This is a genomic window from Vibrio sp. 10N.247.310.98 (assembly GCF_041467395.1).
GTDB classification, from domain to species: domain Bacteria; phylum Pseudomonadota; class Gammaproteobacteria; order Enterobacterales; family Vibrionaceae; genus Vibrio; species Vibrio crassostreae_C.
Window position 1 is genome coordinate 126,051 of record NZ_JBFSUL010000006.1, and the last position, 23,407, is coordinate 149,457.

General features: G+C 46.1%; 23 protein-coding genes. All 23 read right to left on the bottom strand.

Annotated elements, in window-relative coordinates:
• Window positions 1-169: 169 nt before the first annotated feature.
• The 23 genes from flhB to AB6E78_RS04635 all read right to left on the bottom strand — a co-directional run bounded on the left by flhB (window position 170) and on the right by AB6E78_RS04635 (window position 22,849).
• The gene (gene flhB / locus AB6E78_RS04525) at window positions 170-1,300 is read right to left on the bottom strand and encodes a flagellar biosynthesis protein FlhB (RefSeq protein ID WP_017060671.1); all 1,131 of its coding nucleotides are present in this window, start codon (window positions 1,298-1,300) and stop codon (window positions 170-172) included.
• A 9-nt stretch (window positions 1,301-1,309) separates the two neighbouring features.
• Window positions 1,310-2,092 carry a flagellar biosynthetic protein FliR gene (gene fliR, locus AB6E78_RS04530; RefSeq protein ID WP_017060672.1) on the bottom strand — a complete coding sequence of 261 codons (783 nt, stop codon included), beginning with the start codon at window positions 2,090-2,092 and terminating at the stop codon, window positions 1,310-1,312.
• Window positions 2,093-2,098: 6 nt separating this feature from the next.
• A complete protein-coding gene (gene fliQ / locus AB6E78_RS04535; protein ID WP_029235191.1) occupies window positions 2,099-2,368 on the bottom strand; it encodes a flagellar biosynthesis protein FliQ in 270 nt (89 codons plus the stop codon).
• 11 nt (window positions 2,369-2,379) lie between these two features.
• Window positions 2,380-3,309: a flagellar type III secretion system pore protein FliP gene (gene fliP / locus AB6E78_RS04540; RefSeq protein ID WP_017064117.1), complete on the bottom strand. Its 930-nt coding sequence runs from the start codon at window positions 3,307-3,309 to the stop codon at window positions 2,380-2,382.
• Window positions 3,296-3,736 (bottom strand): flagellar biosynthetic protein FliO, encoded by a 441-nt coding sequence (gene fliO / locus AB6E78_RS04545; RefSeq protein ID WP_017060675.1) that lies wholly within the window; start codon window positions 3,734-3,736, stop codon window positions 3,296-3,298. The genes fliP and fliO overlap by 14 nt, the downstream gene beginning before the upstream one ends.
• Window positions 3,736-4,146, bottom strand: coding sequence for a flagellar motor switch protein FliN (gene fliN / locus AB6E78_RS04550; RefSeq protein WP_004736208.1), 411 nt, complete (start codon window positions 4,144-4,146; stop codon window positions 3,736-3,738). Before fliN ends, fliO begins: the two co-directional genes overlap by 1 nt.
• Window positions 4,147-4,175: 29 nt before the next feature.
• Window positions 4,176-5,219: a flagellar motor switch protein FliM gene (gene fliM / locus AB6E78_RS04555; protein ID WP_017066374.1), complete on the bottom strand. Its 1,044-nt coding sequence runs from the start codon at window positions 5,217-5,219 to the stop codon at window positions 4,176-4,178.
• Between the two features lie 7 nt (window positions 5,220-5,226).
• Window positions 5,227-5,715 (bottom strand): flagellar basal body-associated protein FliL, encoded by a 489-nt coding sequence (gene fliL, locus AB6E78_RS04560; protein ID WP_017060677.1) that lies wholly within the window; start codon window positions 5,713-5,715, stop codon window positions 5,227-5,229.
• Between the two features lie 90 nt (window positions 5,716-5,805).
• Window positions 5,806-7,926, bottom strand: a complete 2,121-nt coding sequence (locus tag AB6E78_RS04565; protein ID WP_372110031.1) for a flagellar hook-length control protein FliK — start codon at window positions 7,924-7,926, stop codon at window positions 5,806-5,808.
• A gap of 182 nt (window positions 7,927-8,108) precedes the next feature.
• Window positions 8,109-8,546: a flagellar export protein FliJ gene (gene fliJ, locus AB6E78_RS04570; protein WP_017060679.1), complete on the bottom strand. Its 438-nt coding sequence runs from the start codon at window positions 8,544-8,546 to the stop codon at window positions 8,109-8,111.
• Window positions 8,547-8,565: 19 nt separating this feature from the next.
• Complete coding sequence (gene fliI, locus AB6E78_RS04575; protein WP_017060680.1) at window positions 8,566-9,885, bottom strand: flagellar protein export ATPase FliI; 1,320 nt, start codon at window positions 9,883-9,885, stop codon at window positions 8,566-8,568.
• Complete coding sequence (gene fliH / locus AB6E78_RS04580; RefSeq protein ID WP_017060681.1) at window positions 9,885-10,685, bottom strand: flagellar assembly protein FliH; 801 nt, start codon at window positions 10,683-10,685, stop codon at window positions 9,885-9,887. Before fliH ends, fliI begins: the two co-directional genes overlap by 1 nt.
• Window positions 10,686-10,809: 124 nt before the next feature.
• Complete coding sequence (gene fliG / locus AB6E78_RS04585; RefSeq protein ID WP_017060682.1) at window positions 10,810-11,871, bottom strand: flagellar motor switch protein FliG; 1,062 nt, start codon at window positions 11,869-11,871, stop codon at window positions 10,810-10,812.
• Window positions 11,864-13,606, bottom strand: a complete 1,743-nt coding sequence (fliF, locus tag AB6E78_RS04590; RefSeq protein WP_017060683.1) for a flagellar basal-body MS-ring/collar protein FliF — start codon at window positions 13,604-13,606, stop codon at window positions 11,864-11,866. The genes fliG and fliF overlap by 8 nt, the downstream gene beginning before the upstream one ends.
• Window positions 13,607-13,622: 16 nt before the next feature.
• Complete coding sequence (gene fliE, locus AB6E78_RS04595) at window positions 13,623-13,934, bottom strand: flagellar hook-basal body complex protein FliE (protein WP_017060684.1); 312 nt, start codon at window positions 13,932-13,934, stop codon at window positions 13,623-13,625.
• Window positions 13,935-14,066: 132 nt separating this feature from the next.
• A complete protein-coding gene (locus AB6E78_RS04600; protein WP_017060685.1) occupies window positions 14,067-15,476 on the bottom strand; it encodes a sigma-54 dependent transcriptional regulator in 1,410 nt (469 codons plus the stop codon).
• Between the two features lie 33 nt (window positions 15,477-15,509).
• Complete coding sequence (locus tag AB6E78_RS04605) at window positions 15,510-16,550, bottom strand: PAS domain-containing sensor histidine kinase (protein ID WP_017060686.1); 1,041 nt, start codon at window positions 16,548-16,550, stop codon at window positions 15,510-15,512.
• 184 nt (window positions 16,551-16,734) lie between these two features.
• Window positions 16,735-18,201, bottom strand: a complete 1,467-nt coding sequence (locus AB6E78_RS04610; RefSeq protein ID WP_050653775.1) for a sigma-54 dependent transcriptional regulator — start codon at window positions 18,199-18,201, stop codon at window positions 16,735-16,737.
• Window positions 18,202-18,429: 228 nt separating this feature from the next.
• A complete protein-coding gene (fliS, locus tag AB6E78_RS04615) occupies window positions 18,430-18,840 on the bottom strand; it encodes a flagellar export chaperone FliS (RefSeq protein WP_004736194.1) in 411 nt (136 codons plus the stop codon).
• 12 nt (window positions 18,841-18,852) lie between these two features.
• Window positions 18,853-19,158 carry a flagellar protein FliT gene (locus tag AB6E78_RS04620; protein ID WP_017060688.1) on the bottom strand — a complete coding sequence of 102 codons (306 nt, stop codon included), beginning with the start codon at window positions 19,156-19,158 and terminating at the stop codon, window positions 18,853-18,855.
• A 3-nt stretch (window positions 19,159-19,161) separates the two neighbouring features.
• A complete protein-coding gene (fliD, locus tag AB6E78_RS04625; RefSeq protein WP_137001512.1) occupies window positions 19,162-21,189 on the bottom strand; it encodes a flagellar filament capping protein FliD in 2,028 nt (675 codons plus the stop codon).
• Window positions 21,190-21,211: 22 nt separating this feature from the next.
• Window positions 21,212-21,637, bottom strand: coding sequence for a flagellar protein FlaG (flaG, locus tag AB6E78_RS04630; RefSeq protein ID WP_017066380.1), 426 nt, complete (start codon window positions 21,635-21,637; stop codon window positions 21,212-21,214).
• Between the two features lie 81 nt (window positions 21,638-21,718).
• Window positions 21,719-22,849: a flagellin gene (locus AB6E78_RS04635; RefSeq protein ID WP_372134028.1), complete on the bottom strand. Its 1,131-nt coding sequence runs from the start codon at window positions 22,847-22,849 to the stop codon at window positions 21,719-21,721.
• Between the last annotated feature and the right edge of the window lie 558 nt (window positions 22,850-23,407).

The following is a 23,407-nucleotide window of genomic DNA, read 5'->3' on the forward strand; positions in this document are numbered from 1 at the left end:
GGATTAGATCTTAGTCAGGGCTGTTTTGCTATGGGCTTATAATGTTCAGGCTACTACAGCAAACACTGTACCAACATCTCACGTCAAATTATCGCCATCACCTCTATAAAAGGAAGATTAGCTAGCTCACTATTATCAGGGTTCATCACGCAGAGCTCAAGCAATTGATCTAATGACGTAAATCAGGTGGGATCGGCATATTAGAATCTTGCAGTTTTGGTCGCTCACCACCTCGTTTTCGGTACTGTTTAAGCTGGAAAACATATGCAAGCACTTGCGCAACTGCCGTAAACAGACCGTCAGGAATTTGTTGTTCTAGCTCAGTGGTGTGATAAAGCGCCCTCGCCAATGGCGGCGCTGGAACTATATAGATGTCGTTTGCACGCGCAATCTCTCGGATCTTCATCGCCATGTGGTCGACACCTTTAGCAACCACAATTGGTGCTTTGTCTTGATTCTGCTTGTAGCGCAGCGCCACTGAGAAGTGCTCTGGGTTGGTGACTATCACGTCCGCTTGCGGCACATCGGCCATCATACGACGCTGAGCCGCCTCCCTTTGCAACATGCGAATTCGACCTTTCACCTCAGGCTTACCCTCGGTGTCTTTGAATTCGTCTTTCACCTCTTGCTTAGTCATCTTCAGCTGATCAGCGTGTTGCCAAATCTGGAATGGGATATCAATCGCCACAACAATCAACAAAGAACAACTGATCAACAGAATAAAGTTGAGCAAGATATCCAAGGCATGGAAGATGTTTTGTGGATAGACGTCCATGCTCAGCTGCATTAAATCATGCTGAGAGGCTTGAATCAGATAAATCGCCATCCCCGATACGAGCGCTACTTTAAGAATAGACTTGAGCAGTTCAACCCAACTTTGCAGGCCAAACATACGCTTGATACCACTGAGTGGGTTGAGCTTAGACGCCTTTGGCATCGCCGCTTGCATTGAGAAGTTAATCCCACCGACACCCGCAGCGCCGATGACGGCAGCAACAAACAAAGTTATCAGTATCAAAAACAGCGGGAACAGCAGGTTCACCAGTGCACCACCAGCGATTTCTAGGAGTTTGTTAGTGTCAAAGATCTCGTCGCGACTCAAAGAGAACAGGCGTTGCATCGCCTCGAACAAAGCCTTCGCCATCGATTCGCCAAACCACATTAAAGCAATCGCACCGACAATTAATACCGATGCTGACGCTAGCTCTTTTGACCTTGCAACCTGCCCTTTCTCTTTGGCCTGTTGCAAGCGTTTGGGCGTGGCGTCTTCTGTGCGTTCTTGACCGTCTGACTCTGCCATTTCAGTCTCCTAGCAATCTAACCGGATTAGACGACATATCTGTTGTTCGCCCTGCATCCAGAATAGCTCATAGTGACTATACAAGCCGCCAAGGATGTACCAACAAAGTAACAGACCCACGAGTAGCGCAAATGCAAAACCCAAAGAAAAGATGTTTAATTGAGGTGCCGCACGCGTCATTACACCAAAAGAAAGGTTAATCGTTAGCAGCGCAATAATCCCCGACAATGACATCGCTAATGCCGTTTTGAACATGATGCCGAGCCACAACGCGAGCTCTCGAAAATCCACAGAGGTTAGAGAGCCACTGCCAATCGGCAAGGTCTTAAAACTAAACACCACCAGCTGCAGCATTTTCAAGTGACCATCGGTCGCCAAAAAAAACATGGTCGCTAGCAGCATGAACAGCTGACCAAGTACCGGCGTATTTTGCCCGTTAGCCGGGTCGACCATTGATGCAAAACCCAAGCTCGATTGCATACCGAGGATCTGACCCAGCATAACAAAGGTTTGAATCATGAACTGGGTAACAAAACCCATGGCCACGCCAATCACAATTTGCTCGAAGACAGTCAGGAAGCCTTGAAAGGACAGAAGTTCAATCTCTTTGGGAACGGCCGGAATCGCAGGCATCACCGCAAAAGTGATCGCCAAGCCTAAATACAGACGAATACGCGGCGACACGAAGCGTGCCCCTGTTACCGTCATCACCATCAGCATCGCTGAGATGCGAGTGTATGGCCAAAAATAATTGGCTAACCACTCTAGTACAAGGCTCGTTGGGTATTCCATATCGGTTTAATACAGAACTTGCGGCAAGCGTTCGATGAGCTCAAAAAAGAACTCCATCATCATCTGGGTCATCCAGTGTGCGAATAGCATCAGCGCCAACAAAGTTACGATCAAACGCGGCAGGAAACTCAGGGTTTGTTCGTTGATTGAGGTCGCAGCTTGGAAAACAGCCACAACCAAACCGATCAGCAGGCTAGGAATAATGATGGCGCAAACCATGATTAATACCATCCAAAGGGCATCTCGGAACAACTCTACGAATATTTCAGGATTCATTATTCCCCCAGCTACAAGGCAAAACTGCCGGCGAGTGTGGAGAGTATCAAGTTCCAGCCATCAACAAGAACAAACAGCATCAACTTAAACGGCAGCGATACAATCATCGGTGACAACATCATCATACCCATAGCCATCAATACCGATGCCACCACCAAGTCGATGATTAGGAAAGGCAAGAACAGCATAAATCCGATTTGGAAAGCCGTTTTTAATTCCGATGTGATAAATGCTGGAATCAGAACCGCCATCGAAACATCTTCAGGGTTAGTCACTTCCGCGCCAGAAATCTCAACAAAGGTTTCAAGATCTTTGATTCGAGTCTGCTTGAGCATGAAGGATTTAATCGGTTTTTGGGCAACATCAAATGCCTGTCGTGCCGATATCTGTTCATTAAGATAAGGCTGAACTGCTTGTTCGTTAACTTGATTAATCACTGGCGACATGATGAAGAAGGTCAAGAATATCGCGATACCAATAATGACTTGGTTAGACGGTGTTTGTTGTAGACCCATCGCCTGACGCAAGATAGACATCACAACCACAATACGAGTGAACGATGTCATCAAAATCACCATCGCCGGCAAGAAGCCAAGCATGGTCATTAACGCGAGAATTTGCAGGTTAATCGAGTAGTCTTCACCGCCATTGGCATTGGTTGTCATGGTAAAGGCAGGTATGCCGCCACCATTGCCAGTCAAGCTGCCCGTGGTCATGGTTGTCGATTTGGCTTGGTCTTGTTCCATCGTGCTGATAGTGACCGATTCCGAGCCAGCGGTATTCGCAGGAATGACGGTGCCGTCTTCAGCTTGTGCAAATACCGACACACTGAATACGATTGAGCATAGGAGAATAAGCTGAACCAACCACACTTTCACCGCTCGGAAAGCTCCGGCTTGGTGAAAGTAAGAGGAGTTCAAAAGTCCGTTACTTGTTTGCATCTTTTTTTATTAGCTGGGAAAGCTGACTTGAAAATGTACTTTTTTCCAGCATCTCCTGAGTAAGAGGTTTATCGAGCTTAGAGATCAGCTGAATCGATTGTGTGGTAATCCCTACCAAGAACTGTTCATCACCCGCTTGCACAATAGCGATACGCTCTTTAGTACCAACAGGGATTTGCCTAACAATCGCCAAACCTTGTTGATTCGACATCGCAGGTACTTGCATTCGCTTGAGTAGCCAAGCAATAAATAAAATGAAGGCTATAACGAAAATTAGCGACCCAAAGGTGGTCGCTAAATCGAGAGAAGGCGGTGTTGCTGCAAAGGCAATGGAAGGAGCCGTTAATAGCCCTACTCCCAAGATTCCTCGTAACAAACCTGTCATTCCGAGAAAAGAGCCCGCAAGTCTTTGAGACAAAAAGCTCATTAACGCAGCTTCTTAATTCGTTCTGTCTGGCTAATAACGTCAGTCAAGCGAATACCAAACTTGTCGTTTACTACAACCACTTCACCGTGAGCAATCAAGGTACCGTTTACCATCACATCCAGTGACTCACCAGCAATTCTATCTAGCTCAACAACCGAACCTTGGTTCAACTGAAGTAAATTACGGATACTGATCTGAGAGCGACCAACTTCCATCGAAATAGTCACTGGAATATCCATAATGGTATCCAGCTTACGACGCTCATCTTCAGAAATCGGAGATGATGAATCGGTTAGCTCATCAAGTGGTGCCGCAAGCACATCATCAACATCAATTGACGGCGCTAAAGGATCTTCACCAAGTGCTGCAGCCCATTCGTCTGCTAGCTTTTGATCTTCACTAGGTTCCATTACCAATTCCTATACTTTTATCTATTTTACTATTCGTCATCATCACTGTTTTCGAGCTCAGACAATAAGTCTTTACCTAGAAAAGCGAGATCAGTTTTAACCACATGTGGTCTTTGAATTTTTTCCGAAATCTGTACTGCAAGCTTCTCACCAGAACGGCCCATTTTCACACGATAAGTCGGCAGTTCTTCGACAAACATGGTTGCGTGCTCAGGCATGTTCATTGGGATAACATCACCAGGGCGCAGCTCCATCAGATCACGAAGGGAAATATCTTGCTCTAGCAAATTCACGCGGAAATTGACGGGCACATCCATGATCTCATCACGCAGTGCGGTACTCCAACGAACATCGGTTTCCATCTTGTCTGATTGAACACCCGCATCAAGCAGTTCACGGATCGGCTCAACCATGGAGTAAGGCATGACAACGTGGAAGTCACCACCACCGCCATCCACTTCAATGTGGAACGAACTCACAACAATCACTTCGGTTGGGCTCACAATGTTCGCCATACTTGGGTTCACTTCGGAATCCAAGTATTCAAACTCAACCCCCATCACTGGCGACCAAGCTTCTTTGTAATCTTCAAAAACAATTTTCAGCAGTAACTGAATGATTCGTCTTTCAGTAGGCGTGAATTCACGACCTTCAATCTTGGCGTGGAAACGACCATCACCGCCAAAAAAGTTCTCTACGAGAATGAAAACCAGACGAGCTTCCATGGTGATGAGTGCCGTACCTTTCAATGGACGGAAACGAACCATGTTTAAACTGGTGGGTACATACAATGTGTTTTGGTACTCACCAAACTTCATCATCTGTACGCCGTTGATCGACACTTCAGCCGTTTTACGTAACATATTAAACAAGCTGATACGCATATGACGTGCGAAGCGCTCGTTAATAAGTTCAAGGGTCGGCATTCGACCACGGACGATTCGATCTTGAGATGAGAAGTCGAAATTGACCGCATTGTCATTTTCGGTTTCTAAGACATCTTCAACTTCTTCAACATCATCAACGCCATGTAACAGCGCATCAATTTCGTCTTGGCTTAATAAATCGGTCACAAATTACCTATTGAATTACGAAGTCAGTGAATAACACTTTTTCAATCACAGGCTGGCCAACAGCTTGAGCCAGGCTTGCTTTAATATCTTCTGTTGCCTTATTACGCAGTTCCACGCGGCCTGTTGGTGAGCGCAATTGATCAACCGTTGCCGAAGCGAACGTGGCCAGTAGCGTACTTTCTACAAGTGGAGAGTGGTAACGAGCCAGGTCTTCATTCTTACTGCCACGTACCATGAGCTGTGCTTTTATCTGAACTAGGCGATCTTTTTTGTCACCTGTCACATTAAACAAGAAGGGCTGAGGAATATTAACATACATAACCGGCTCTGCAGCGACCACAGCCGTTGCTGGCTGAGACTGAGATTCAGAGGCGCTATCGTCAGAACCTAAGAAAAAGTACAGCGCACCACCTATACCAAGCAGTAACACAACTACGGCAATAATAATTATAAGGAGCTTGCTCTTCCCTTTAGGTGCATCTTGTTCTTCGGCCATATCTTACTCTAACTTCCTGTTCTTGCGATTAACTGATGGTTCTTTTTATTAACTGGTTTTTTCTATTAACCAAGCGTTCTTAGCCTGATATTAGGCATAATAACTAATTCCATCACGCTTTGATGCGACATTCAATTCAAGATTGCTGCCACTATCAAGGTTTTCATCACCTTGCGTATCATTTGTGCGGTTAGCGCCGGATTGTTGCTCACCATTGTTGTATCTATCTTGTCCCTGACCGGAGTTCTGTTGTTGAACAGACGAATCGGCAAGCTGCAGACCTTGCTGAGCAAGCATCTCTCTCAAGCGAGGTAAGGTTTGTTCAATCACATCTCTCGCTTGCTGATTACTCACCGTAAAGTGCACGTTTGCCACGTCATTATTCATGGTCATGCGGATTTTCATTTGGCCCAATTCTGGTGGGTCGAGACGAATGTCCAAGTTCTTAAGGTTCTTAGACATCATCATTTGTACTTTTTCAGCCACTTGCTCATTGGCTAGCTCTTTGGTGAGCTGTAAGGGCGCTTGTTGAGCAGCTTGAATTTCAGCTCGCGTAGGTGCTGAACCCACCGTTGCCGTACCTTGTGCACCAGCCGCAGAAGCGATCTGCTGAGCAAAGGTCGAATCTTTAGAATCTTCTTTAGCACCCGCTTTACCCAAACCAGACAGTGCTGCTGCACCGGCGCCCGCTTTAAGAAGCGTATCAGTCGAGCCTGCTTTTGTGGCAGCTGGCGTTGCATTCATCGCCATTCCTTGCGCGGTTAAAGCTGGATCCAACGTTGCTTGCTGCTGAGGTGAAGCCACATTAGCTTGTTGAGCTGCGGCCTGTTGGGCTGCATGTGCATTATTGGCGTGCAGCATTGCCGCCTTGTCCGTAAGAGCATTGTTTGCTGATTGAGAAGCGGCCTGCGCTGACACTTGTTGTGTAGCCGTCGCTACAGCTGCTGTTGATGCTGCCGCAGCTAAGGCTTTAGTTTCGCTTGAATCCGTATTATCCCAATCGATAGCAGTGGGTTCACCAGACGCACTGTTCGCAGCCGGAGCTTGACTTAGCAAAGCTGTTACTTGTTGTTGAACGTTAGCGAGCTGTTGATTCAACAGGTCTAGGTTAGAGGTCGCTTTAGCCAAAGCGGCTTGCTCATCAACCGTCAACTTAGCGCCACTTTGTTGCTTATCAAGCAAGCTATCGACAACAGACTGCTCTGATTCGATTTGTCCATTCAATTGGTTTAGCGCTTTGGTATGGGCATCTACTTGCTTTGCCAGTTCAATATCCACGGCTGACAATGCTTGGCTCTGCTCGGCAGCAACCGCACTAGCTGCATTCTTTTGGCTCAGCTCTCGGCTCATACTGGCTTCAATTTGTTCTGGAGTGACGCCTTTATCCATCAACTGTCGAATTTCAGTATCAGTTAGCTGAGAAACACCCTTACCTCCGGTAAGTACAGCGATTTCAGAATCGACTTCAAGGCTCTTCTCCTGATTTGCAGCCTTAGCTTGTTGTGTCGCCTTATCCGTAACGGAAACTCCTGCAACAGAAGCACCGGTGATATTACCTTGGGCTTGTTCTACCTGACCTTGCTGAGGCAAGCCTTTGCCGTTTGGCGCTTGATTTAGGGTTTTGTTTGCCTCATCCAATTGACCAAGCAATTTATTGCCTTCGCTCATCGCTGCATTGGCTTGCGATGCCTGCGTAGCACCATCTACCGCTGATGGACCCTGAGTTTGGGATTGAGCAATATGTTCTTTAGATTCGTTAGTCGTATCCTGCGCATCTTTACCATCTGCAACAGTCTTATCAGCGACAGTGCTATCAGTGCCCGAATTGGCTTTGAGCTGAGCCTCAGATCCAGACGCAGCCTCTGCTGATGTTTTATCAGCAGCTTTCTCGCCTTCTACTTCTGAAGCTGCTTGCTTGCTTTGCGCTTCGCTCACTTCGTCAGTAGCCTTTGATTCAGCGGAATCACCTTTGTTCGCTTCGGCTGACGCTTCACCTTCGGTAGATGTCTGTTTAGTATCAGGTTTCGCAGTGCTTTCTGTGTCTTTTGCTGCGACTTTACTGTCACTTTCTTCAAAGCCGAGCGCTTCTTTAAAGGACTCAAAGAAACCTTTAGAGTCGCCGGTTTCTTCTACCTTGGAAGAGGCAGAACCGGTGTCCAACAACGATGACATTTTGTTGGTCGCTGAATTTGAGGAAAGACTAACATTCATATATACAAGCTCTATCTACTAGCTTTGCTGCCATGAATCAGGCAACAAAAAGAAAGTCGGATGCTTTTCATGCCTTTGGTGGGCATAACGCGCAATTTTATATAAAACGGAGCAAGAAACATGCCTATAAGTTCGGTTTTCACAATATAGAGAACAGCACTGACGTCATTCGTGGCTTAGGATCACATCTTCTTTCGGCTGTATAACAGAGTCGAAAATTCATCCATTTGCTTTTGTTCTCTTCGATCTTGCAGCTTTGCTTTCTCTTTCTGCTTTTTCTCCATCAACCACTCGTAGGATTTACGTTTTTTGCGTAACTCCATCCAGTAGCTTTGGCAGTTGTCGACTTGATTTTTAAAGTGGTGCTCGGCTTCTCTCTGTTTGGATAATGTTTCATCCAACTGAGTTAAGAAGCGGTTCAAGTGACCATATTGGCTCGCCGTTAAGCCTGCCTTGCCGCGGTCAACGAGCTGCTGACAGTAATCCAGTCGATACTTTTCAATCTGCGCAACCTGCTCATAGTAGCCTTGCAGCTCAGAGTTCGCTTTGTTGAGCGCAAGTACCGCTTGGTTCTCTTGATCTTTGGCTTGATCGAGCAAAAATTCTAATGCGTTATCCATGACTAACCTTATTCACCCGTTAGCCACCCAATACATGTTTCAACATGTTGACGCACATGTCGTATGGGACGGTCTCTTTCATCTTCTGCTGCAAGTACTCATCCAGTTTTGGTTTCAACGTGAAGGCACTATCGATTGCTGGATCCGTTCCTGGCTTGTAAGCACCAATCGACACCAAATCTTGGTTTTTACGGCAGATAGACAGCACTTGCCTTACCGCTTTCGACATCAAGACATGTTCTTCAGTGGTGATTTGCGGCATAACACGACTGACGGATTTCTCAACGTCAATCGCTGGGTAGTGACCGGCATCGGCCATCTCACGAGATAACACAACGTGACCATCGAGAATTGCTCGCGACGCATCCGCAATCGGATCTTGTAAGTCATCGCCTTCGGTTAACACGGTAAAGAAAGCCGTGATAGAACCTTGTTCATCATTGCCGTTACCTGCTCGTTCCACCAGCGCAGGAAGCTTAGCGAAGACTGATGGCGGATAGCCCTTGGTTGCTGGCGGCTCACCCACAGACAGAGCAATTTCACGCTGAGCTTGAGCAAAACGGGTCAATGAATCCATGAGTAGCAGAACATCTAAGCCTTGGTCGCGGAAGTACTCGGCGACAGCCAACGCGGTTTGACAGCCTTTTAAGCGCATCAATGGTGATGAGTCGGCAGGAGCGGCAACAACAACCGAACGCTTACGGCCATCTTCACCAAGAATCTCTTCAATAAATTCTTTAACTTCTCGTCCACGCTCACCGATTAGGCCTACGACCACTACTTGCGCAGTTGTGCCTCGAGTCATCATGCCCAGAGTTACGGATTTACCTACACCAGAGCCAGCAAACAGACCGATACGTTGCCCTTTACCCACGGTTAGCAAACCATTAATGGCTTTCAAGCCGACATCGAGTGGTTCAGAAATCGGTTTACGAGCTAACGGGTTGATTGGCTCCGCATTAAATGAAGCGCGTTGCTCTGTATAGATTGGACCTAAACCGTCGAGTGGATTACCTACGCCGTCGATCACTCGACCGAGCAGTTCCATTCCAACAGGGATACCACTTTCGGTAGTCATTGGCGTGACGCGAGCGCCAGGTAAGATCCCGGTGATTTGCTCACTCGGCATCAAAAAGAGGTTATCGCCAGAGAAACCGACGACTTCGGCTTCCATCTGACCAGACATAGTTTCGACTAAACACAAACTTCCGATTGGCGCTTTACAGCCGGTCGCTTCAAGCGTTAAGCCAACAACGCGTACTAACTTACCTGAGGCAATCGGTCGTGATTTTAACCCTTCGACTTTGTACTGACTGAGACGGTTCGCTAACTCAAGCATTACTCATGACCCTGGTGACGGTTTGCGCCGCAGAAGTTTTGAATGACGTTCTTTACGCGATCTTCCATACGGTAGTTAACGCTCGACTCACCAGCTTCGATTTGCACGTCACCACGGTTGAGTGCTGGCTCTGCTACCAGTGTCCAATTACGACAGTCCAATTCAGTTTCGCCATACGCAGAGCGAATGATCGCGACATCTTCTGGGTTAAGCTTCAATGTGATGGCATGACCAGAGATCGGCAACGACTCTACCGACTCTTTAACGGTATCTAATATGATTTGTGGATTGGTTTGCACTTCAACATGAACCACTTCTTTGACCATGGTAAGCACCATGTCGACCAATTGCTTCTCCACCTGAGCGTTCATCAACTCTAATGGTTGAGCGAACTGGTTTGCCAGCCCCATGAAGACGGCCACCTGCTGTTGAATGTACTCTTGACCCGCGGTTACGCCTTCAAGCTTGCCGGCTTCGTTGCCTTCTTCGTGACCGGCAGCAAAACCTTCTTCTTTGCCTTTTTCATAGCCTTGCTTAAAGCCCGCCTCTTGGCCTTGATGCAGCCCTTCCTGATAAGCGCCTTGTTTAATCAGCTCGATTTGCTCTTCAGTCAGAACCAGCTCTTCATCTTCAATGGCTTCTTCAACCGTTGGCATCCAACTAGGGTCGTAGTTAAAAGCGGTTTCTTTGGCTTGTTTGCTCACGTCAGAGGTGTAGTCAGGCAGCCCCCATTTCTGAGGTTGGGCAACCGTATTATCTTCTTCAGGGCGAAGGAAGCCGCGTTTTCTATCACCTGACATATCAGTACCTATCTATGAGTGGCTTAACTGTATTGTGAATTCAAGCAGTTAAACTGAGTTAATCTGTGGTTCGAGATTGGATAAAGAAAAGCCCCAACAGTGTGGGGCTTTTGAGATTTCTGTATTAAAGGAACTCGTCGGCGCCACCAGACAGCATAATTTCGCCACTGTCTGCCATCTTCCTCGCGATACCCAAAATCTCTTTCTGAGCCGCTTCAACATCAGAGACTTTGACTGGCGGCATCGCCTCAATATCGTCTCTCATCATATCGGCAGCACGTTTAGACATGTTCTTGAAGATCTTCTCACGTAGACCTTCATCTGCACCTTTAAGTGCTTTCTGTAGAATATCTTGTGGAACATCACGTAGTAGTCGTTGAACACCTTGGTCATCAACTTCAATAAGGTTTTCAAAAACAAACATCAGATCTTGAATCTGTGTTGCCATGTCTTCGTCTTGGTCACGGATTTGATCCATCAAGACGCCTTCCACGTTGTTATCCATGTAGTTCATGATCTCAGCCGCGGCTTTCAGGCCACCAATTTTGGCAGCTTGAGCACCCGCTTGACCCGCGAACTGTTTCTCCATGATTTCATTCAGTTCAGCAAGCGCCGAAGGTTGAACTTCTTCAAGGTTGGCAATACGCATCATCAGATCCAGACGAACTCGCTCTGGGAACTGAGACAGGATCTCAGCCGATTGATCGGCATCGAGGTACGACAACACAATAGTTTGAATTTGAGGGTGCTCGTTGATGATAATGCTCGCCACCTGACGAGGATCCATCCACTTAAGCGAATCCAAACCTTTCGAACCTGTGCCGAGAAGGATTTGGTCAACAAGGTTATTCGCCTTGTCTTCACCCAGAGCAGCAACTAACGCATTACGCATGAAGTCTTCGCTGCCCATACCAATGTTGGTGTACTTCTGAATATCATCTAAGAAAGCACGGTGCACAGCGCCTACTTTCTCTTGGGATAGGTCTGTAGCTCGCGCCATCGCACTACCCACACGCTGAACCTGCTTTGGCTCTAGGTGACGAATAATACCAGCAGCATCTTCTTCATTTAAACTGAGCAACAAGATCGCAGCGCGCTCATCGCCTGAGATAGAGCCGATATCCACGCTAGAGACATCAAGCACTTCACCGCCTTCAGTTTGTTGTGGAACTATTTCGTTAGCCATCTACCATCCAATTCTTAACTACTTGAGCTGCTAGCTCTGGTTCATTCGCTACAAGTGCACGTACTGCTTTCAGCACGTCCTCGTCTTTATGAAGGTTTGGTAAGTCGATACTTGAACCAAATTCAAACAGCTCACCACCTTCAATATCACCACCAATTAAGCTGGTTTCGCCGTCGGCACCAATTGGCATGCCATCAGGTCCGTACATCTGTTCATCGTTGTCTGCTGCTGGGTTAAGCAGTTTCTTCATTGCAGGGCGAACAAGTACCAACACCACCACAATGATAACCAAGGCACTTGCAAACCAACGAACCCAATCATTGAAGTTTGGATGCTCCCAGATTGGCACATCAGCAACAACATCTGTTACTTGAGGTGCAAACTGCATGCTTAATACGTTGAGCAAATCACCACGAGTTTCATCAAAGCCCACCGTACCAATCAGTACTTGGCGAATCGCATTGATTTCGCTCGCCGGGATTGGCGTATGAACCACTTCACCCGTATCTGGGTTCAAGGATTGGCGGTCTTTGATCGCAACAGAAACCGTCTGACGATTAACCGTGCCGCTCTGTTTACGTTCATGACTGATGGTGGTGTCTAGCTCAAAGTTTCGAGTCGCTTCTTTGTGAACAGAGCCTTGACCTGTCATCGCGCCGTCTTTCATCTGAGCCACATCTTGTGGAATTGAGGCATCCGCTGGAGGCTGGTTACTCAACGCACCCGGAATACCCGCCACCGTATTTCCATTGTTGTAATCTTCTAAGGTGTATTCACTTCGAGTCGCCGGTGTATTCGGATCAAAACGTTTTCTGGTTTGCTCCACAGCACTGAAATCGAGCTGGATATCAACCTGAGCGGTGTAGTTACCAAACCCAAGAATAGGAATCAGGATGGAGTCAATTTTTTCACGCAGCGCTTGTTCTTGATTGCGCTCTAACTCGTGTTCTTTACGACGCGCCGCTGACATAGGGTCTTGAGAGCCTGAGCTCAACAATCGGCCATGCTGATCGGTCACCGTAATACGTGAGGTTTTCATTCCCGGAACGGCACTTGCCACCATATCCACAACAGAATCAACTTCTTGCTGCTTGAGGTTAGTACCTGTTTTTAGAGTTAGGAATACAGAAGCAGAGGCTTCTTGATTATGACGTACAAAAACACTCTGCTTCGGCAGGGCCAATAAAACCTGAGCTTTACGCACCTGTTTCATCTGCTCAATGGCTTTGGCAAGTTGTCTTTCGCGGCTTAATTTAAGGCGTTCTTGTTCTAAACGTTGTGATACACCAAAACCCATGTCTTGCATGAGGATGTCATCACCCGCGTTTCGCTCTTGATTCAAACCCGCTCGTACCATATTAAGCTTTAATGAGTTGTACTCACTCGCCGGTACTGAGATGGTATTGCCTTCAAGCGTGTAATCGATCTTTTGCAGATCTAAGTAATCAAGAACGGGGATCAATTCTTCTGTTTCGTAAGCCCCTAATGGACGCATTTCTGGCTCTTTTACCCAGAAAAACAGCATCACAATCAGCGCTACACAGATAGAGATAGAAAGGACTAAGACGACCTGACGAAGTAAATCAAGATCACCGACAGCCATATCGAACTTCGATGAACTGCGTTCACCTAGATCGGGATTTTGCCCTTCTCCGTCTAGCTCAGAGCCTGCAATAAGTGCGTGGTCGTTGCTATCGCTTACGGTTAAATCTGTTGTTTGACTATTATCTGCCACTATTTAACTACCCAACTTATACCGGCATATTCATCAGCTCTTTGTACGATTCGACCAATTTATTTCTAATTTGGATCGTCGCCTCAAAAGCCACACTAGATTTATTACGAGCAATCATCACGTCCGATAGGGATACGCTTTGGTCGCCACTATCAAAACGAGCTTGAAGATCACCTGAGGTCTTTTGTAATGAGTTCACATTATTGATGGCATTAGTCAGCATGTTGCCAAAATCTGCACCGACCGCTTGCCCCGTTGCTGCGGGACGCGCGCTGGCAGCTTCGACCATCATCGCCTGCATTTCGCCTTGTAAACCATCTATTCTCATCTACTACCTCAGGAGTCAAAATTATGACCATCTATTTAGCTATATTATTGACAGAGCAATTAGCGTGCCACACATTAAGTTGACTAGATATCGTATTACACTAGTCAGAAAGCTGACACTACTAATCTATCCTCAGTTTGGGATATCTATTCCAGCATCGCGCATTTTTGCCAACTTGTAACGCAATGTGCGTGGGCTAATGCCCAATTTTTCAGCCATATCTTTGCGTCGACCATTACATGCAATCAGGGTTTCAAGAATGATCGCATACTCTTGATCTCTTAGCTCATTACCCAACCCTTCGCTGCTAGCCGCGATTTTATTGATTGGGTTTGCTTCGGCAATCGGCTTGATTTCTGGCGCAGCTACGTCACTGCCTTCAACGATTTGTTGTAGGCTGCTTGCGTCTTGCCAATCGACACCTTCAAGAAGAATGTGCTCACCAGAGATGTTCTCTTGTTCGCTCAATATTAGCGCACGCTGTACCACATTGTCTAATTCGCGAACATTGCCCGGCCACGGATAATTGACGAGTTTGCTGATCGCTTGTGCTGACATAACGGGTACAGGCATACCAAGTTTGGTGCAGTGGCGCTCAACTAAGTGCTTGGCTAAAGGCTCAATATCGCCTTTACGCTCGCACAATGGAGGCCAAGAAATTGGGAATACATTCAGGCGGTAGTATAAATCCTCACGGAAATTCCCTTCAGAAACATACTGTTTAAGGTCTCGGTTACTGGTCGCTAATACACGAACATCCAATTTGATGCTCTTACGACTACCTAATCGCTCAACTTCGCGCTCTTGCAAAACACGCAGTAGTTTGGCTTGTAGGCTAAGATCCATTTCACTGATCTCATCCAACAGAATTGTACCGCCCTGCGCTTGCTCGAATTTCCCCGGGCAAGCTTGAATAGCGCCAGTAAATGCGCCTTTTTCATAACCAAACAGGGTCGCTTCTAACATGTTGTCTGGGATCGCCGCGCAGTTAATCGCGACAAACGGGCCATCTTTTCGGCTAGAAGCATTGTGAATGTAGCGAGACATCACCTCTTTACCAGAACCACTCGGGCCCAACACCATGACGTTGGCATCGGTTTTCGCAACTTTATCAGCTAGCATCATTAGCTTGATACTTTTTTCATCAGCAACGATAGCGTCGCCGTTGTCATCCGACTTTACAGGCGCATAACGGCTGACCATGTTGAGCAGCACTTCTGGCGCAAATGGCTTTGCCATATAGTCGATAGCGCCCTCTTTCATTGCAGCAACGGCATCTTCGATGTTGGCGTACGCTGTCATTAGCAATACCGGCAAATTTGGCCAATGCTGCTTAATGTTTCTCAATAGTGCCAAGCCACCCATGCCCGCCATCTGCACGTCAGATACGACAATATCAACGGAGTTCGATTTTAATTTGACCAGAGCATCTTCCGCACAATCCGCTTCCAGCCATTCATAGCCAGCAAGCGCGAGTGTGTCGACAAGGGCTTCGCGTAGACCTTCATCATCTTCGACGATTAACACTTTGCTTTGAGCCATAGGATTCTCCAGTGTAAATTCAGTTAAAACTTATTAGTCTTCAGAAGAAGCACTTCTTTCAAGCGGTAGACACATGGTAAAGCATGCGCCGTCGCCTTCTTCTGATATCAATTCCAGTCGGCCTTCATGTGCTCGACATACCATTTGTACAACCGCTAAGCCTAGACCTGTACCTTGTGAACGAGTGGTAAAGAAGGGTTCCATTATTTTACCTTGAAGCTCTTTCGGTACGCCGGGGCCACTGTCTTGCACTGATATCTTAAGCTCGCCATTTACGGGCCTAAAAAACACATCGATCTGCGATTCCTTACCCGCAATTTGAACCGCGTTCAACACTAGGTTGCTTAACGCTGAGGCGATAGCATTGGCGTTGCCGAACATTTGAGTCTGTTCGCCCTCAACTTCTTGGCAATAATCAATCTGGTTAGTTTTCAATGCCGCTTCCACCATAGGGTGAAATTCAGTGATCAATTCAGCCACAGTAAATGGCTTAACGACTTTGTTGTCACCACCTTTGGCAAACAACAGCATGTCGTTCACTTGCTTCTCTAAGTCATGCAATCTATCCATAAGCTTAGATTGAAAACGCGTTTTTGTTGCCGGCGGCAGATTTGGCGCGGCAAGGTTTGATGCATACAGCATCGCACTTGAAAGCGGCGTTCGCACTTGATGGGCAAGCGAGGCCACCATTCTACCTAATGAAGACAAACGCTGAAGATCACTCACGCGAGACTGCAATAGTCGGGTCTCGGTCAGATCGGTAATCAAAATCAGCTGACCCGTGGTAGAGGCTGAAATCGCCAAACGCACTTTTCGCCCGTTCTTCAATGAGATCTCATGACCGTCATCGTCTTTTGGGTCAAAGGCACTTTGAATCACTGAAAACCACTTCTCGCCAACCAACTCAACACCAAGAATACGATGCGCTTCAGGGTTCGCTTCTCTCACTTCGCCGTGTGTATCTAACAAGATAACCCCAGCTGGCATCACGTCGAGTACTTGCTTATAGCGCTCAACCTGCTGTTCAACAGAATCTAGGTGTGATTGATTTTCTGGTTCGTTAGATACGCGCATGTCAAAAATTTGCCTCAAATACTAAAACAGCCTGAGACGTACAACACGAGTCAGGCTATTTGCTATATTTATCACATAGTTAAGCAAGCAACAACTCGACTATGGTTTATCTGTTCACTTAGCTAGAGTTACCAAATAGCTAAAAAGTGTGTGCTAGTTTTTCGTTTTCATCGAAAATTGGACACTATCGCTGCAAGTTATATTTACGCATTTTTTCAACCAGAGTGGTTCTACGCATTCCAAGCATGTCAGCAGCACGAGCAACAATGCCGCCCTGCGCTTCCAACGCTTGATTGATCATATTCACTTCCATATCCGCGAGTAGCTCTTTCAAGTTAACCCCTTCTGGCGGTAACTCTTGAGGCGCATTAGCATTGTCGGCAATATCATCTTGCTGATCAAAACTGAAATCTTCTGAGAATAAGTCAGCAAGTGCATCACGCTCTTGCTCCTCTTCAGATCCAAAGCTATTAAACTCTGGCTGGAACTCAGGGATATCGCTGTATCGATATTTAGTTGGCAGGTGATTCACATCAACCAAGCTGTTTGGATACAAGATAACCATTCGTTCAACCAGGTTCGCTAGTTCACGAACGTTACCTGGCCAGTAATGCTCCATCAAAGAGTTGATAGCACGAGCCGTGAAACAGATAGGCATGCTGCCTTCCGCTTCCATTCGAGTCATCAGCTCTTGAAGCAACAGTGGAATATCTTCTTTACGATCTTGAAGCGCCGGCATTTCAATCGGGAATACATTTAAGCGGTAGTAAAGATCTTCACGGAACGAATCATCGTCGATCATATCTTCAAGGTTGCGGTGGGTTGCCGCAATCACTCTAACATCAGCTTGTATGGTGCTATTGCCACCTACACGCTCAAAGCATCGCTCTTGCAGTACTCGTAGCAGTTTAACTTGCATCGCCATCGGCATATCGCCAATTTCATCAAGAAACAGTGTGCCACCTTCAGCCAATTCAAAACGGCCTTTACGTGCGGTAATCGCCCCAGTAAATGCGCCCTTCTCATGACCAAACAGTTCACTTTCAAGCAAATCAGGTGGAATCGCTCCACAGTTTACAGGAACAAAAGGCCCTGAACGACGTTTAGAGTGATAGTGAATGTTACGCGCTACGACTTCTTTGCCTGTACCAGATTCACCAAGAATCAGCACGTTCGCTTCCGTAGAAGAGACTTGTTCAATTAAGTGACGTACTTCTTGAATGCCAGCACTTTGTCCTACTAGGCTGCGAAACAGGGTGTTCTTGCGTGCCGAAGACACAACTTGAACACCTTTGCGGCCTAAGAAGTCTTTACAGTGTCTTAATGCATCACTTAATTGCGGGTAGTTAAGAGGAAGTTCAAGCTCACCAACATAGTTAGTCAACTCGTCAACCGGGTGATTGTTTTTGCCAATCACCAGTAAAGGGATGTGATTGGCGTGAACAAGCTTCTCATTCAGTAATGCGTTGAAGCCTTTACCTTTAATGGTACCAATAATGCAGCCGGCCCACTGTAGTGACCAGTCAACTTTACGTGCTTGTTCAGAGCTGATTACTTCGCAGCTCTCTCCTACAAACTCTAATATTGTGCTTAAATTGTGACGTTCTTGAGCGTTATCGTCGACGACAAGCAGTTTTGCCAAACCTTGCATAAGTAGGAATTATTGCCTTTATTTTGGTGCGATGCGGAAAAACGGTGAGCAACGTAGTCTATAAAACAGTGAGATGTATCAATGATTATGGTCTACGTGGACAAATTTAGGAAATCAGCAACGAAAAAAGCCATTAGGCTATCTAATGGCTTCTATTTTATTTGATTAAAAAAATAAGGCAACCAACCAATTAAGGGATATGAGATTGGTTAAAACTGCAATTTTTCTTTAAATACCTACGTCAGCGGACGTCAAGTTGTGATATTCGTTCGGAATTTGGTCCCAAGCGCTCTTAATTTCGCGAATAATATCGATAACATCATCAATAGGCTGTGGGTCATTTTTGTGATTTGCCGCAGAAATTTGCGTGATCATGAACTCATAAAGTTGATCTAGGTTTTTCGCAATATCGCCACCATCGTCCATAGATAAGCAACTACGTAGGCTAATAATGATATCTAGAGCCTTACCAAGTCGCTCACCTTTCACTGGGATGTTGCCTGCTTGCATTGCCGCTTTGCCTTGAATCAAACGCTCGATAGCACCGGCCATTAGCATTTGTACAATCTTATGCGGTGAGGCAGCCGTTAGCTGACTATCCACTGATACCTTTTTATATGCCTGTAAAGAACCGCGCATAGTAAACCTCTTCTATAAAAACTTTTTGTATTGTTGAACTGATTTAGCGCCGTGACGGTATTTATGTAGGGTCTTACCTACTCGACTCGTCTCAGACTGCATCAATTCGACTAATTTTCTGGTTCTGGTAATGGCTTCAAACCATTCAGAACTTTGCTTAACGTCGGGATGTGAGTCGATTATTTGAAGCACGTTTTGCAATAACTGTTCTCTGTTATCGACAAGCTGCGTTATTTCTTCAGCATTAATTTCACTAAATTCCAGTTTAGAGATAATTAGTTGATCGAGTTCACAAAGCTCTTGTAGCTGGCTATTCATCTATTAGCCCAACGCATTCATCATACTGCCCAGCTGAGATTGCATCTTACTGGTCGCATCTTGCATGGCTGTGAACTTAGAGTGGGTACGGCTCTCTAGGCTGTCCATGCGGCGGTCGAGCGCGCTTTGGTCATCAACCAAACGGTAGTTTTGCTCGACCAAGCTCTTTTCTCTAGTACGGATTGAACCCGTGATACCTGTGATACCTTGAATCGCATCTTCCACTTTTTTGGCGAAACCGTTGTTGCCACCAAAGAACTCACCCAACTTATCAAAGTTATTGTTGAGTTGACGGTCAAGCATATCGTAGTTGATTTCTAGCGAGCCTTGTCTTGTGGTGGTGATACCGAATTCAGTCAAAGACTTTAGATTGTCTGGCGCACCTTCGATACTTGATGAGAACACACCTTTTAATCGTGAGTCGGCGTTACGCACGGTACTGTCACCAGACAGCGGGCCTTTTTGGCCAGTCGTTGGGTCAACACCCGCCAAGTTTTTAGACACTTGGTAAAACTGATTATAAGAATTAACAAAAGCTTCAATGTCTTGGCGAACACTATTACGGTCGTACTCCACACCAATTTCTGCCGGCGGCTTATCTTTTGGCGTTTTTCCTTTCACCGTAATATCAATACCTTCAATGGCATCTTCAATCACATTGTTATTACTAGAGAGTTGAGCAACACCATCTAGGACAACCATAGAATCTTGGCCAGCCTGAACTTCAGTCATTCCACTATAGGTATCAAAAGATTGCTGTGCTTGTTCAAGATCTGCTTGCGCTTTATCGACCTTCTCTAAGAGCTCGCGCTCTTCGGGTTCTAATTTGGCACGCTCAATTTTCTTGGCTTGCTCTGCGGTGAGTTCGCCTTTTTGAACTTTCTCAGCCAACTCCGCTTTTTCTTGTGAAATCTTCTCTTCGATACGCGCTTGTTCCGCCTCAAGCTTTTGTTGGGCTTCTTTCGGTGTCACGTATGAATCGGTCAGAGTACCTGAGGCAGCATTTGACCACCCCGGCACATCGGGTGCCTTCTCTATCGCTTTTTCATCAAGCTCAAGTTCTGGTGTGTAGTAAGAATCTAAAAGCGTACCTGACGCGGTTTCAGTCCAGCCAGGGATATTATCTTCAGGCATCACAGACTTTGCCGCTTGAGCTGCGTCTAGGGCGGCTTGGCCGTCGGCGGCTGCTTGCTCACCGTAGCTGAGACTTTTAGAGTCTCCGTCAACATCTGAAGTAGAATCGGTTTGGGCTGCTGGGATGATATTGCCATCTTTATCGAGTGTTTCATTCGCATTTGGGTCATCGCTAGCGATCACTTCATCGATGAGTTCAACGGCTTTTCCTGCAGGGGTTAGAGCTAGAATATCTTGAGCAGCAACGCGCGCTTTCTCTAGCGCTTTAACACGTTCTTCAAGCGTTTTGTATTCGAGTTTTTTTAAGGGATTGGCAGCATCTGACTCAACATTAATGCTGATCTGCTGATCTGAACCAGACTGGTTCGAGGCAATAATAAGTCTTGGACCTTCGACATCGTTGATAATAGATGCACGAACGCCTGGGTTGCTATCTGCACCGTTGATACCACGAACAACTTCGATAAGTCTCGATCTGTCGCCAACTTGCACGTCAAAGCTGTCATCACCAAGCGAAACCTGCAGCTTACCTGGGCCAAATTTCATGTCCTCTGACAGTACATCAGAAGCCACTTTATGGCTTTGGGCAAGCTGCAACACATCGATGGCATATTTGCCAGCGATCGCTTCGGTAGTCGCGGTTGCAGAGACAAGCGCTTCATCGGTACTTTCCACTGTTCGCACAGCAAAAGCTTTTTCCTGACGAAAGTTTGTCATCAGGTTTTTCATCGAATCAAGGGATTCTCTGAGTCTTCCATAGGCACTAATGCTGGTATCGATTCGCGTTCGTTCATTGTCGATTCGTTGCTGTTTAGGTACACGCTCCGAATCAACAATTTTGCTGACCATGGAATTGATATCCATGCCAGACGAAATCCCCATTGGGCCAAAACTCATTAAATCACCTCAATAATACGACTTAAACCTTCACCTCAAATATTCGACTATTCGAGTTTTGGGCTGCTAGGCGTCTTAGAATTTCAAGCATTTCTTCATCAGGGATCTGGCGAATAATATCACCGGTTGTGGTCTCATAAATGGTAACCACATCTCTCCCAGATTCTTCATCGACCTTAAAAGCCACACCTTTATTGAGAGAGGAGATAAACTCGTTTACCTTCTCCACCATTTTGACTCGCTCTTCATCATTTAACTCTTGTCTATGTTGAGCTAATTGAATCGCCGCTTCGGTAGCTTCCTCTTTCGATTTCTCTACCTTGTCATAAGATGTTGCTTCTTTTAGTCGCGAAAGACTCGACGCACTACTACCTTCATCGCTTGCAATTTTAATGCCATTAGGTGAGCCATAAGGCTGGATGTTCGATGCGTTGGATGATATTTCCATAACACTCTCCCTCCCTCCTTTATGAGCCAAACAGTAAAACTCTACCCAGAGTAGAGTTTACCGCTACTTACCGAGGTAAGTTTAGCCCAATAAGCTTAGAGCTGCTGATGGTGACTGTTTTGCTTGAGCTAGGATAGAAGTACTCGCCTGTTGTAGGATTTGAGACTTCGTCATAGCTGTTGTTTCTTTCGCGTAATCGGTATCTTTGATACGGCTCTTAGACGCATTAACGTTTTCGTTGATGTTGTCTAAGTTGCTGATTGCATGGTCAAAACGGTTTTGGAAAGCACCTAGAGAAGCACGTTGGCTATCAACAGATTTTAGAGCACCATCAATGATAGATACTGCTTCGTTTGCACCTGCAACAGAAGTTACGTCGATATCGTTAACGGTAACGTCTTTACCAGCACCGATACCTAGTTCGCCCGCAAGGCTGCCGCCAAACTCAACATCACCTTCAACTTTTTGGCTTGAAGCGAAAAGTTGCAGTTTACCGCCTTCACCCACAGACGCTTTAACGTCTTGGCTTTGACCATTGATGTAAGTTGCTAGCTCTTCGATATCGTTGCCTTCTTTAGCAGAGATAGATAGCTCTTGCGCTTCACCAAACTTATCGTTGTATTTGATTGTTAAATCAGCACCCGCACCTACACGCCAAGAAGCATCTTTGCCTTCTGTAACGCCGTAGCTCTTACCACCCATGTCTTGAGTGTCAGTACGCATGTTGCTCATAGATAGCATTACTGCTTCACCTGAGTCAGCACCGATTTGGAAAGATTGGCTGCCGTAAGTACCGTTCAGAAGCTTGTTACCACCAAAAGAGGTCGTTTCAGCGATACGGTTAAGTTCTGTGTTTAGAGCAGAGACTTCTTCTTGGATCGCAACACGTTCAGATTTGCTGTTCGAACCGTTTGAAGATTGAAGAGAAAGGTCACGCATACGTTGCAGAATGTTGGTTGACTCATTCATCGCACCTTCAGCTGTTTGTGCAATAGAGATACCGTCATTCGCGTTTTTCACAGCCATATCTAGGCCACGACTTTGCGACGTTAAGCGGTTAGAGATTTGTAAGCCTGCAGCATCATCTTTTGCGCTATTGATTTTATAGCCAGAAGACAAACGCTCCATTGATTTTTGAGTACCTTCAGCCGCGTTATTTAGGTAACGCTGAGCCGTCATTGCAGACACGTTAGTGCTTACATTAATCGCCATAGTTGATCTCCTTTAGGCATTTTTTTAATGCACCCATGTGACTCTCACCTCACACAAATACATATCAATTTTGTTTATGCACCAGTGTCTCTCTCACCTTACATTGGTACATATCATTTCTCTCAATCCCTTTAACGGCGCCTTAATTAGAAGCTTTAATAAAAAATGCGCTTTTTTTCATATTCTTTTCAACAACAAAGGAAAGTGTGATCGGGCTTCAATTAATAGGGCGACATTCGCTAAAGTTGCCCCATTATTTAAGTTAATGAGCGTAGTGTTGAATATAAAGTCAGAAGAGATCCCTGATATCTCGTTCTACTCGATTCTGGGGTGACGAAAGACTGCTTCGATGTAGTAAGCGAGGAAACCATCATTTCCCAATTCCCGTCACTCCCTACAGTGAGGAGCGAGCGTGATAGGGAACCTCGCTTTCCAATCAACGACCAACACCAAAACTCCCCCCTTCTCCAAATTGCAGGCAATAAAAAACCCAGCCGAAGCTGTAATGCCGATCAGTTAAAGCCAAAGCGATCGGTTGAAGGATCCTTCAGAGCTGTC